Origin of the sequence: Marinimicrobium hydrolyticum, from assembly GCF_030848505.1 — a bacterium.
Classification (GTDB): Bacteria; Pseudomonadota; Gammaproteobacteria; order Pseudomonadales; family Cellvibrionaceae; genus JAVDDU01.
The window spans coordinates 139810-152233 of sequence record NZ_JAVDDU010000006.1 but is presented as its reverse complement, the minus strand read 5'-3'; the positions used below and the strand labels follow the sequence as shown (position 1 = coordinate 152233).

Genomic DNA, 12424 nt, shown 5'->3' with positions numbered 1-12424 from the left:
GGGTCCGCCGGTGCGAAGATGGCGCATTATCCCCTTTACTGAAAGAGGTGCCAGGCGCCTTAATCGTTTAAAAAGTTTGCTTGAGGGTTATAATAGCACTACTATCCCAACATTTAATAGCCGCCAATCTCTGAGCTAATATGACCAAGCGCACCCCTATACTCCTTATTCTCGCCGGGATTATTGTCCTGGCGATGGCGGGTGCGACGGTAAATGCGCAAGAAACCGGTAACGAAGAGCCTCCACGGCAACTACCCCACCACCTGCAAACCCACGCGCAAGCGGCTGACCAAAACCTACTGATACAAATATTCGGTGATGTCGCCCGTGCCGCCTCCGGGCAGATGACCCTGACTGACCTGGTGCTCCGATCGGAGGACGGTGAAACCGGCCCGATGGACACGGATTCCGTGCTTTCCGGGCTCATGCTGATCTATTTAAGTTTCACAATGGTGATTGCCGGCGTCCTGCTGGTCGTTTTGCTGGTCCTGATGTCAATTCAGGCATCAATAGAAGGGAAGCTTCTAACCCAGCGCTACAACGAATGGGCGATTATCCGGACCTTGTACGCCGTGTTTGCCATCTTGCCAGCGGCAGGTGGATGGTCCATTGGGCAGTACGCCATCCTCCACGCCACCTTTTCGGTTAACTCCGTTGCCAATGAGATGCACACGTTCAGCAACCGATGGGTTTTCGCGCGCGGAACGGTGGGTTCGATCAATATGGATCAGTACCATTTCCGGCGGGTGGTGGAAGCGGCTTACCTAAACGAAGTTTGCGCCGCGACCGTCAACCGGTACTACGAACTAGAAAGAGAGCGGTACTCTTCGGTCATGGAAACGCTAATGCGCCGAAGGGCCAATCCCAATCTTAGCGTCAGCGAAAATCTAACGGACGCCATCGATACGATGACGCGGGCTTTACGGTCCACGGACACAGCGGGCGGAAATGACCCGTACCGGGTGAGCCTAGAAGCGCGCAAACACAAGATGTATCAACCGCCGCCACCACCCAGAATGCAGCAAACACCGGCACTTGCGGAAGAGCAAGCTTCTGCGATTCAGGTTGATAGGCTCTATTCTAATTATCATTGGAGTAGCGAGAAGGCCGGGGAAGGTGCTTGTGGGTCAATCGAGGTTGACTACATTGGTTTTACGAAGGGGGTGACAACCACTCCGAACAGGAGAACACTGGACGCCTACTTCAACGCACACGATGAAGCTGTAAACAACTTAACTCAGGAAATCAGCCGCGAAGTTCAAACGGTGGCGGCGGCGGTCTGGGCCGTCAATGATGCTATCGACCCCCGCCTTAAACAGCTTCGCCGTGAAGAGTTAGATGCGCTAAAGGAGGATGAGCGCTTCCTCGCGTTGGCCGGTCTGCTTGAAACCCTCGCGGGAACATCGATACAAGCGTTGGACGAGCTTGTGGATCGAAAAACGGCCGAATACATGAATACCGTCCGGCAAGCTTACAATCGAATAACCGCAGAGCAAGCGGACGTTTTTGATGAACTGATTTTAGAGATTCAGCGCCGCCAATCCAGCGGCAGTACGGCAAACTATTTGGCCGATATTGAGGTGGGTTCAGAGCTCAACCAATTACCTGAAGAATACCAAGGGTTGGCTGATGACAGCTTGATTCACTTGCTTGAAAACACACGTCACGGCTGGCTCTACAGCGGCTTTAAGTGGTGGGACGTGTCGCGCGCTACAGCGAACACCGAAGCGTTGGCCGCGCACAGGCCTGTTTCGAATACGTTTCGAGACCGCATCCACTACCACCCCGCGAATCTACAGGAGACGCTATCTGAACTAGATAGAAAGTACACTAAAGCAGTCACCCTAAGAGGCTATCAGGGGGATAAGTTCAGCGCGGAGGACGTAGAGAGCGCAAAGCAACAAGCGTCCGGCATGGATTACCAAGAAGCTAGAGGATCTACTCGCAAGAAGTACATGAACTGGTTTTCCGGTGCATTGTTCAGAGCGGCATTCTCCGATCTTGAGAGAGGGGATGCTCTTATGAGCCTACAGCGCGGCGGCCATCGGCTCCTCACTCTGTCCGGCACCGTTCTTACTATAAGCAGCACCATGAAAATCTTATCTGCGGGCTCCGAAACTGGTGGCGGCTGGCTAGCGAGAACTGTCACCGGGGGCGCATCCGAGACGAAAGGAGCCATGCTTGGAGCGGTATTTGAGGGCATCGCCAAGGCGCTGATGTTTTTGGCTTTTATATGCCTCGCGGTGGGCATTCTGTACGCTGTCTATTTACCACTGCTCCCCGCCATGATCTGGACGTTTGGCATCATCGGCTGGCTGGAAAAGCTCATTTCCTTGATTATCGTGCTTCCAATTTGGATGCTTGGCCACTTTATACCGGACGGAGATGGTTTAATTAATGGCGTTGGGCGTCAGGGGTATATCCTCACCGCTAGCGTGCTCGCCCGCCCCCCCGTAATGGTGTTATCGATGCACTTTGCCATGGTAGCACTAGAGGCTGTCACCGGGCTTTTGGCACACTTCTATACCGTATTCATCCCCAATGTACATGCTGACTACAGGTCTGGATTATTTGTGACGATGGGCAGCTTTGTTGTGTTCTCGGCCTTTCTAGTGATTGTCGCGCACATGATCCTCAATTGGACCTACAAGATACCCGACGATATAGGACCTATTCTCGGCGGGGCGGCGGCGAGCTTTGGTGAGGGTGAAGCGAAAGGACAGTCTCAAGGGGTGGCTGGGCTGATGTTCCACCAAACTCAAGGCACTTCGTCGCTGATGGGTGGAGCCGGTGGAAACCACCGACCCAGAATGGGTCGGCGCGGTGTACTAGGCAAAGCCGCCCAAGCCAGGGCGGGCTTCGGGGCCAGATAGAGGCCAGACAAATTTCGTCCAGCCTCTACAACCCGTCCTTAGAAGGAATCCTTAACCTCCCGCCCTGGGATGGGGAAGCTGCGAGTGTTCTTTACCAGAGTCTCACAAAACGCTTTCACCCGGCGGCGCTCACATGAACCGGGAGCCCAATCACCTCGGCTAATGCCGTGAAAAACCTCGTCATTGACAACCGGTACGTCGTAGGGCGTATTGATTCGTCCAAGGAAGTCACGCCAAAACGAAGCTCGGGACGCTTGAGCACTATCTGCTCGGCCTCGAAGTACAATCCTGGTTATTTCCAGCCGATCAGGATCATCTGCCGCTGGCTGTACTTCTAGCGCAAACGTCACAGTCACATGCAGCGGGGCATAGGGGCCTTGAGTCCTAGCCAGCCATTCTTCAGACCAACTCTGCGGGTCAGCAATCATAACCCCATAACCGAGCCAAGCTGGATCCCTAAGAGTACTCGTATTAAGGAAATGCCGATACCAGTCTTGCGGAATCCGATTTTTAACCACATTCGCCCCCCTAACCTGCTCGGTAACCGCATAAATCGGCAGCTTCTTATCGGTAATCAACTCCCACTGGTTATACGTCTCCCGGCCTTGACCCCAAGCACCCGGCACAAGCGGGGTAGTAACAACCATACCCTCAGCCGAAATAGGGATACCGTCTATCTCCGTAATCCCATAGTTATAAAGCACACGCGGTATAAGCTCGAAAGCCCGCTCCCGCAGCACTACATAGTCAGGATGCGCTTCAGGGTGTGTTGGCCAATACTCCATCTCCTCCACACGAAACTCGTCGGAAGAAGTCAGGTTCTTCCACCAAGTACCCGCGCTCTCCTCAATATAAATCGAAGCAGACACCAGTAGACCAATCACTACCAGAATCGGCATACAACCTATTTTTGCAACTCGCTTAGCCATGTCTCTATTTCCTCTGCAGACCTATCCTCACTGTACACCTTAACTATACAGGAATTATTACCCCATGTAAACCCCTTAACGCACTTACACGAACAATCCTTTTTTCTTCCACTCGTAGTACGTCGTTCTGGAAATTCCTTCCTCGCTGCAGGCTTTGCTCACCCCCACTTCACCCACTTTCGTTTGTATTCGTTGCAGCATAGCCCGTCCGGGCTTCACCCAGCCGCGAACGCGGCGGCTCCCCCCCGCTTTAGGATTGTTAATGACTTGTCTTGCTCGCGCCACCTCGGCGCGGTACTCGGCATCGGCTTTTGCGCCCGCATCCAGGATGGCTTTAATATCACTCGGCCCAGCATCCAGTATCAGCTGCTCACGTAACCAAACAATGTGCGTGCCCTTTGCTACCATGGGCGATAACTGTTCCCAGGCTCGCCACCAGTTCGGCCGACTGCGTGTACCGAAATCCATCATCACCCGCATGGATTCAAAAACCAGCGTGTCACCGGCGCCAAGGTGGCGAACCAGATCCCGTGCGGGTACGGCATCTTGACCAAGGCGGTAGGTGGCCGTGGCTTCTTTCCAAAAATTCCGAAACGGCTCGGGAAGGCGTTTCGGGGCGCGCGCCGACCGGCAAATGAGGACAATATTCATGCGAAAAGCTCCATGTAAGTGCGATAACGCGAGAACAGTATAGCACGGCCAGAGATAGGCGCCACGCGGAGCTTATAAGCAACATCAAAGAAAGTACGAAGTGGCGTCAATGGAAGGTCGAACCCGGACCCGGCAAGCACTACCGGCACCGCCGAATTCCGTTCAAAAACGCCCTTTCGTTCGGGCGGCGCTGAAAAACAATAAAAAAAAGGCGCTCCGAAGAGCGCCAAAGGGTCGGTCGGACTATGTAATCTTTGGGGGTGTTAACGGTTGGTGCTGCGAACCTGGATGATCTTGCCATCAATCAGCATGTAACCTTCAGTGCCCGGTGCCACCTCGTGGCCCATGACCTCAATGATCGGCCGATCTGATTCGCTCAAGCCCAGGCGCAGATCGCTGCGATTGACCAAAACCCACTGCTCTTCCCAGTTAACGTCATAGGAGTAGTCGTAGCGCACGCCGATTTGGTACAAGGTGGTGACCCAGTTTTGATCGTCGGATTGCCAGCTGACCTCACGCTGATCGTTTAAGTCCTGGTGCACATAGACTTGCCAGTCGAGCGGTACGATCGCATCAAACGCGGCCACCAGTGGTGCATCGAAGCCTTCTGAGGCGATAGCGGGTAACAATTCGGGCATCGTGCCCTGGTGGTTAACCACTTTCACCGTATGGTCTACGGCCAAGTTGTACTCTTCGCTCAAGCGCTGGCGGTCGTCCCGGCTCCGCCGCTCCCGCTCCTCAGCTTCCTCGCGCTCGCGCTGTTCGCGCTGCAGCTCTTCGAGTGCGGCTTGCTTCTGTGCCAGTGCCTCAGCGGCTCGGGCACGTTCCTGTTCGAGCTTTTCGTGATGTGCGGCCACCATCTCCGCCTCGCGCTGGCGGCGCAGCGCCTCCAGCTCCGCCAGGGAGTCTTCATAGACGTTGCGTAACTCAACAACATTCTCTGTATCCAGCTCGTCTTGTGGGTTGTCACCGTAGACCACCTGGATCGCACCATGGGCGGGCAGCGCGCCCGCTACGGCCAATAAGCCTGCAATTACTTGTACTTTCATTGTGAGGTGTCCGATCGTCCAGTTAAGAATTTATCGCAGTGTCATCAATCCACTCAGTGGCGATTTACCACCTGTCGGCGCTTTTTCGGGTGTAGGCGCGGGTGCCGCCCGAGCAGGCGACGCCGGTGCCGCCTCCGGCGGTGGCTGCGGCGATGGCGCTACCGGCCGGGCCAAGGGCTCACTTGGCGGCACTGATCGCTCCACAGGCGCTTGTGGTGCGATTGGGGCTGTCGCTGCCACCGTGTGCCCTGCCCTTTGCAGTTGCTGGCTCAGAAGCTCGTACAGTCCGCGACGAATCGCCGCCTTACCTTGTTCCGTGTCTTGCTCGTAGAGTTCACGATTGAGCAAAAACAAACTCTTCACCGCATCGGTCAGCCCCATGATGGTCACCACCTCCGCCACTTCCAGACCCTCAAGCACCTTGCCCTTGCGGTCCTTATTCGGTGCCTCATGCACCCGGCTCAGTGCCTGGTTGAGCAAGACACCACGATCGATGCCTCGCTTGACCTGCCCCAAGTAAAGATAAGACGACATGCGCTTTTCCTCAGACGTATGTGACTGTGCTTAGGCCTCTGCCTCTTGAGCGGGCGCATCCTCAGTGCCCGACACTTCGACGGCTTTCGGCGCTGCCAGGTTGTGCTCTTCAAAATACGCGAGCACTTTGGCCAGGATCTGTTCGAGTTCAGTCGTGGTGGCGAATTTTAAGAACCCGCGCGCATTTGCCCCATCGGGGTTTTCCACCATTTTAACGCTTGGGAATTTCGCTCGAATCACTTCCTCGCCCAGAGCCGCACCACCACCAAAGCACACCAACTCTTTGATGGATGGGTGTTTACGACGCATTTTGTCAGCCTCGGCAAAGATTTGGCTGAACACTTCGGTGACCGCCTGCTCCCAGAGGTCGGCCACATCGTGACTCTCATCGAACGCCTCTACAATTCGCTCATTCAGCGCCTGGTCGCGCAGGATCTGATCGAGACGGAATCCCACGCGGTCTTCCACGAGACCGGAAAGAATATCGCGGATGTTACTCACGCCCATATCGATGGTCTGCATCGCGGCGATTTGCATACCATCCCGCCCATTGATGATGACCGCCATATCGGTTGTTTTACCGCCGATATCCAAAGCCATACGCACGGCCGCTGGATCCAAGCCTTCGCGCAGCTGGCCTTTGTTATCAATCAGATAGTCCGCAATACCCGCAATGGCTTCCGGGTAGGTGCCATGGAAGCAGACCCGCGCGCTCGGTTGGCGCGCAGAGCCGACGGTGACGGGCTGCATCATGTTTTTAGCTTTGTCGTCGATCAGGCTTGTGTTGATCTCGCCCATGCGCGGTGCGTATTCCTTCAACGGTAGGCCCGTGACTACGGCGACAGGTGTCGCGTCAGACAAACCGATGCTGTTCAGCCCGGCATGGACCAGAATGCGATTGAGAATGGTCTTGGGGTACTCGTCGCTGCGAGTGTCTTCGTAGTCCAGGCTTTCACTGACCGTGTAATCAACACCTTCACTGGAGAAAAGACCGCTCGCGCCCATATCCAAGGCCGAGGCCTGACGGCCGCGTTTCGCGCGACTTTTAATTTTGTCTTCACCGATGGTCAGCTCACCATCTTTGATCATCCAGTACGCCAAATTTTGCTGATCGTAGCCATCGTCGTTGGCCACCAGTGGTAGCGGCAGTTCGGAGCCAAATTGCTTGGAAAGATCGGCCAGGTAGCGGGACATCTCGATTTGTTTGAAATAACTCATAGTAGTAAACCTCGGGTTAGAAATTCATTACCCCAGCCGACTGGCTAGGCTCGGACAAGGAGAAGGCCTGAACCTTCCTGCGCAACGCGCTTACATCAACCACCCCATTTCTAGCCAGGGGCACTGCGGATTTCTCATACGTCTGGCCGCGCTCAGTGAGCAGCCGCTCAATGGCCGCCTCGCGAGCCAACGGGCTCATGCGGTGAATACAGGTGCTTAGCCGCTCTTGCGTATCTCCGTGAACCGGCAAAAACTCCGAAATGCGCTCTACCCTAGGCTCTGCCAGAGTGGTGTTTCTGTGCATGTAAATCTGGTGAGCCACAACGCTCAATTCGGCCAACACGTCCGCCGTCAAATCCGATCCATACTGGCCGATCCACTCAGCCATAGAACGGGAGTCCACGCCGAGATACAGCGCAAAAGGCAGCGGCATCAACGCCTTGATCAGGCTCACCATCGAGCCTCGCAGCGCAGGCGCCGGGATAAAAACGGCATTTGGCTCCAGCACCGCCAAACACTCGGCGAGCTCCATCAAATTTTCACAGGCCACTAGGGGAGAGGCGCGTCCATTGACCAACCGATGCAGCACCAAGTTGTTATCGATCCCCAGTAGGTCTTGGCCGCGGTGGTTTGCCGCCAGATACGCCAGCTGTGCATCACCCAGCAGACTCTCACCACCAACAACGATTACCCCCCGGCTGGGCCAAAGCGCCCACGTTTGGGGCTCCGGAATCTGCATGTCCATCTCCGGATTTTGCCCGTGGGCGTACAAGGTCAGAAAATCGGTCATGGTGTTATACGCCTCTAAAAAACCGTGCTCGGGTGGCCGAGTGCGAGTAGATTGCTCGATGCCCCCCCACTCGCCACCGGTTCCACCGACGAAACAACCCCGCCAAGGAGTAACCAAAAAACTTGGCGATGAGCAGTAGCGCCGTAAACACCAGCAGCACCTTAAAATACGTCCAGCTCTTGATGTACATCAGCGACATGTACAAAAACAGGATCTCCGCATTAACCCCAAAGAATGTGGGATACATTATGGTGTAATGCCAGACCATGCCGCTGGGCCAATGCGATTTAAGAAAGTCATCCGCTTCATCAGCCATCCGCGTGCTCCAACTTAGTTTCAAGTTCGTGGGTACGGACTATGGACTCGTAGGCCGTCGAGGACAGGTGGCCGCTCTCGTACGCGGCTCGCGCCGAATCCTTATACCAAAGGCCGCTGTGATCCATAATCTCGTTCATTTTTCGGGTTACAGCCGATATACCGCCATCCGATAGCGCCGTTAGCAGCGCGATCCGATCCATCACACTCAGGCTTACCCACTCAACCACAGCCACGACTCCCCCTTTATTGCTTGGGAATAGACGCTGGTAGACAAAAGTCCGACTCGCTTCAATGAAGGTGGCCACCACCGATTCGGCCCGATCCGGTGGCATCTTCTGAGAAACCCGGACGAATACACTGGTCACTGAGTTGGTGTGGAGTGTCGAGTAGACGGTATGACCGGTCTGCGAGGCCTCAATGGCCATGAGCATGGATTCTTCATCGCGCATCTCACCGGTCATAATCACGTCGGGGTTTTCCCGCAGCGCGGCGCGCATGGCGAGATTGAAGTCGGCGACATTGCGCCCGACCTCGCAGTGGGTGATAAACGCCGTCACATCAGGGAGCGCGTGCAGGTTGTACTCCACCGGTTCTTCGACCGTCACAATCACTTTGCCGTCAGGGTCGTAGCACTGCTCGCGCAACGTGGCGGCCAGCGTTGTCGTTTTACCCGATCCCGTTGGACCGCTGAAAAGCACAATGCCCGACTCTGGGAACAAGGCCTCAGTGAGCCCCGGCGGCAGGTTCAATGACTCCAGCTTCATGGGCAGCTGCGGCGTTGGGCGCATGACAATCGCCCGGTTCTCGGCACTGCGGTACGTTTGCACGCTCTTGCTGTTGCAACGGAACCGTAAACTTTTGGTGTGCTCCCCCAACCCCTTCTCCCCATCAATCTGGATGTTGTGACTCCAGCTTTGGGGCTCTCCAGCATCAATCGCCGCTGCTTGGGTGGTCGAGACCATGGCGTTAATAAGTGCCTTCATGGTTTCCATGGACACAGGGTTTTTCGACGCGCGAATGAGTCTCTGACGGTAACGCACCGTGACTGGACGGTCGGGCTGCATAAAAATGTCACTGACTTTCGAGTGCAGACCGATAAATAACAGTTTGTCGAAATCACTCAGCTTCGCGTTGGGCGGTATGTTGATCAGAGGGATATCGTCATGCGTATTCATCGAAGATCATCCTCGCGCATCTGCCACAGCTCGTGGTGCTGGAAAGACGGCGGCAGCTCAATACGGATGACCTCATCGCCAATATTCAGCACCTGGCCGTCGGCCGAGATAATGATCCCAAAGTCCTCACTACTGAGCCTGGGCATGGTAATCAGCCCTCTGGCCACCAGATCTATGTAGCGCAACATGCCGCCAAAGTCGCGGCGCAGCAGCGCCAGGTCAGCCCTAAACTCCTGATCGGCTTGCTCCATACCAATTTTCCATCCCTCGATGACCGCCTCGCGCCACGCGGCTATTTCTGGCGTGTCGCGCTCGGGCAGTCCGAGTCGGTTTACCGGCTCGATGGGATCGGGTACCTGATACAGGTAATTGAGATAGGACGGCGGGGTTGCCACCAGGTGGGGCCGAGACGCCAAACGGAATCCCTGCCGAATAAAGCGAAGACCGCCATCATCCATCTGCTCGACGTGGCCCTCTATCGTATCGACTCTCGGTGGTAGGTAAATGCCGTCAATGAGCACCTGCTCGAAGTTCCAGGTCACGGCCAGCACTTCGTTCAGATCTTCCAGCCAATCGTTGATTTGCTCTTGGCGCCACTTGCGGCCCCTATGGATACCGGCAGCCATGCCCACCTGGCGCACGGCGTTTATCTTGCCGCTTTCCACGCGCTCGCGCTCAAGCTCGTCATCCAGGGAACGAATGCTCATATCCAGCAGCTGTTCCAGCTCGACGATTCGCCCTTGATCATCGCCCGTGCGCTTAGTCTCAAACGAGGTGCACCCGACCATGAGCAGACTCAGAAAGATCGTAGGGAGTCTCACTGAATGCCCCCGCTCAGATCGAGATTAACCAGAGAATCTACAAACACGGCTAAAATCCCTGGTAGATCACTTGCAGGGTGTGGTTCTTCATGTCCAGGACCACCGTGGCGCGACTGCCGGCCTGTATGCCGGCGTCGTAGACATATTCGGCGAGGTATCGGTATTCCTCTGTGAATCGGATGGGTATGGCGCGTACTGGTTTACGCCCAGCCGGTGCCAGATAGTCATAGCCGCTCAATCGCGCCACTTCGAAGATGAGGTTTTCAAGGCTCCCCTGGTAACCTCCAGGAAACGCATAGACCCGGCGCATCGACTGCTCCAGTCGAGAGACATCCAGTGTTTGTTTCTCTTCGGCGAAACTCAGGCTGGTCAGCCGGCTCGTTACGCCCCACTGACGCTGCATGTCCCGAGTGGCGTGTACCAACTCCTCCAACAGGGCGTCATTAGCGTCGTCAATCAACACCGCCTCTTTCTTTGTGGCACAGGCGGCCAAAGACAGGGCGCAGGAAACTACAGCGATGCGAGCAATGGTGGTTTTCACAGGGCTAAGGGTCCGAATCAGTGGTTATTTTTGATGTTAGGATGATAGCACTATTATAACCCAATGGTAAATGTGCCACAGCCCCCGCAAGCCCCGCCAATAGCGAAGCTTCCAAGCCAGTCCCATCCAGGATCGCAGTAACACTGAACTGTAATGGCGCTACAGCGCGCGGTTTTTCCCGCTAATCGCTGTAAGTCGCGTGTGCTGCGGCGCTTCGAAGTAACCTCCAAACAGATTGCAAGCAAAGCGTCTCAAAAGAGGCGAAACTCGATGCCGGCTCCCATCCAATCGCCGTAAGGGGTCTCTACAGGGCACGGGTGGCGCGGTGCTTATAAGTCGCACAAAGGCAACCTGAAGGCGGGCTTGAAGCGCTTCCTTTCAGGTGAGGCGGGTACTCTCGTAAATGGCCCTTTTGCACTTCAAGAAACGCTTGGGGTTTACTTCAAGAAACGTGGGGATACATAATGCAAAGTGAACAATACAAATAGCGGACCTGGAAAATGTTTGATACCTCAAATTTCACGCGCACCACAGAAACTGAGACCGATTACCGGCAAAGGGCCATGAATCTGCTGGAACGATACACCCGGGAGACGGGCAAAGACTGGGATCTACACCCCCATGCCCTCCTCCAGTGGCTCCACGGCTTTCGGGATGGCGTTTCTCCGGCGTACTGGAGGCGCACGAGAGCCGCGTTAGGCTGGTACCTGGATGAACTGGGTCAGGCTGAGCTGAGCGGATCCGTACGCGCCGTGGGCACACAGGGCTGCTCCAAGGCACAACACACCTCCGCGCACAAAAAAAAGTCCGTTACTGACGAGGAGTTGGGAGCGCTGACTAAATACCTACTCTCCCCCGGCGCAAGTGAGATTAATGTCGCGACGTATTATTTTTTTGTGGCATGCCTTATCACCGGAATGCGCCCCGTTGAATGGAGCCGTTGTCAAGTTGAAATTATTACGGACCCGAAAACACAAACGGTTGACGAAATAATTATTGTGATCCAGAATGCTAAGGCAACAAACGGTCGCGCACACGGCGAGACCCGTACCCTTCGCTTTACCAGCTCCCGACTTACCCCCCAAGAGATCCAGGCTTTAATCAACCACTGGAGGTACACTGAGCGCAAGGTGGCCGATGGCTCCTTCCCTCTCTTCCAGCGCGACGCTGGCAAGAAGATGCAGTACGCCGCCCGCAAGCTCTGGCCTCGTAAGAAGCGCCGTATCACCCTCTACAGCACACGCCATCAATCCATGGCCAACGGCAAAGCCTCCGGACTGCCCCGCGCCGTCATCGCCGCAATGCATGGCCATGCCACTGACCGCACTTGCGGTGATCACTACGGACGAAAACAATTTGGCAAAGCCGGACGTGTGTACGCGGAAGTGTCTGAAGAGGAAGTAGCGCGTGTTCGGGTTGTGGCTAAAGACTGGACACCCCCAGACCGGACCCGTATCAATCCTGGTAACAAGACAAACAGTTGACGGTGAAAACTGGACGCAAAATATTTTGGTAGCAATCATCA

At 55.4% G+C, this 12424-nt stretch carries 12 protein-coding genes; 2 read left to right on the top strand and 10 right to left on the bottom strand.

Annotated elements, in window-relative coordinates:
- Positions 1-140: 140 nt before the first annotated feature.
- Entirely contained in the window at positions 141-2873 is a 2733-nt protein-coding gene (locus RBH33_RS12465) for a DotA/TraY family protein (RefSeq protein ID WP_306732532.1), read from the top strand.
- Between the two features lie 38 nt (positions 2874-2911).
- On the opposite strand, the gene RBH33_RS12460 is transcribed toward RBH33_RS12465, so the two are convergent.
- From RBH33_RS12460 to RBH33_RS12415, 10 genes are all read right to left on the bottom strand, one after another.
- Positions 2912-3802: a hypothetical protein gene (locus RBH33_RS12460; protein ID WP_306732531.1), complete on the bottom strand. Its 891-nt coding sequence runs from the start codon at positions 3800-3802 to the stop codon at positions 2912-2914.
- Between the two features lie 84 nt (positions 3803-3886).
- Positions 3887-4453: a hypothetical protein gene (locus tag RBH33_RS12455; protein ID WP_306732530.1), complete on the bottom strand. Its 567-nt coding sequence runs from the start codon at positions 4451-4453 to the stop codon at positions 3887-3889.
- 263 nt (positions 4454-4716) lie between these two features.
- A complete protein-coding gene (locus tag RBH33_RS12450) occupies positions 4717-5502 on the bottom strand; it encodes a hypothetical protein (RefSeq protein WP_306732529.1) in 786 nt (261 codons plus the stop codon).
- Between the two features lie 30 nt (positions 5503-5532).
- Positions 5533-6036 carry a hypothetical protein gene (locus tag RBH33_RS12445; protein ID WP_306732528.1) on the bottom strand — a complete coding sequence of 168 codons (504 nt, stop codon included), beginning with the start codon at positions 6034-6036 and terminating at the stop codon, positions 5533-5535.
- A 30-nt stretch (positions 6037-6066) separates the two neighbouring features.
- On the bottom strand, positions 6067-7254 hold the full coding sequence (gene parM / locus RBH33_RS12440; RefSeq protein WP_306732527.1) for a ParM/StbA family protein: 1188 nt from the start codon (positions 7252-7254) through the stop codon (positions 6067-6069).
- A 16-nt stretch (positions 7255-7270) separates the two neighbouring features.
- Positions 7271-8044 carry a hypothetical protein gene (locus RBH33_RS12435; protein WP_306732526.1) on the bottom strand — a complete coding sequence of 258 codons (774 nt, stop codon included), beginning with the start codon at positions 8042-8044 and terminating at the stop codon, positions 7271-7273.
- A 4-nt stretch (positions 8045-8048) separates the two neighbouring features.
- Positions 8049-8360: a hypothetical protein gene (locus RBH33_RS12430; RefSeq protein WP_306732525.1), complete on the bottom strand. Its 312-nt coding sequence runs from the start codon at positions 8358-8360 to the stop codon at positions 8049-8051.
- Entirely contained in the window at positions 8353-9537 is a 1185-nt protein-coding gene (locus RBH33_RS12425; protein ID WP_306732524.1) for a type IV pilus twitching motility protein PilT, read from the bottom strand. The genes RBH33_RS12430 and RBH33_RS12425 overlap by 8 nt, the downstream gene beginning before the upstream one ends.
- The gene (locus RBH33_RS12420) at positions 9534-10325 is read right to left on the bottom strand and encodes a type IV secretory system conjugative DNA transfer family protein (RefSeq protein WP_306732523.1); all 792 of its coding nucleotides are present in this window, start codon (positions 10323-10325) and stop codon (positions 9534-9536) included. The genes RBH33_RS12425 and RBH33_RS12420 overlap by 4 nt, the downstream gene beginning before the upstream one ends.
- Positions 10326-10407: 82 nt before the next feature.
- Positions 10408-10899 (bottom strand): DotD/TraH family lipoprotein, encoded by a 492-nt coding sequence (locus RBH33_RS12415; protein ID WP_306732522.1) that lies wholly within the window; start codon positions 10897-10899, stop codon positions 10408-10410.
- A 500-nt stretch (positions 10900-11399) separates the two neighbouring features.
- On the opposite strand from RBH33_RS12415, the gene RBH33_RS12410 reads away from it, so the two are divergent.
- Positions 11400-12383 carry a site-specific integrase gene (locus RBH33_RS12410; protein WP_306732521.1) on the top strand — a complete coding sequence of 328 codons (984 nt, stop codon included), beginning with the start codon at positions 11400-11402 and terminating at the stop codon, positions 12381-12383.
- Positions 12384-12424: the final 41 nt, after the last annotated feature.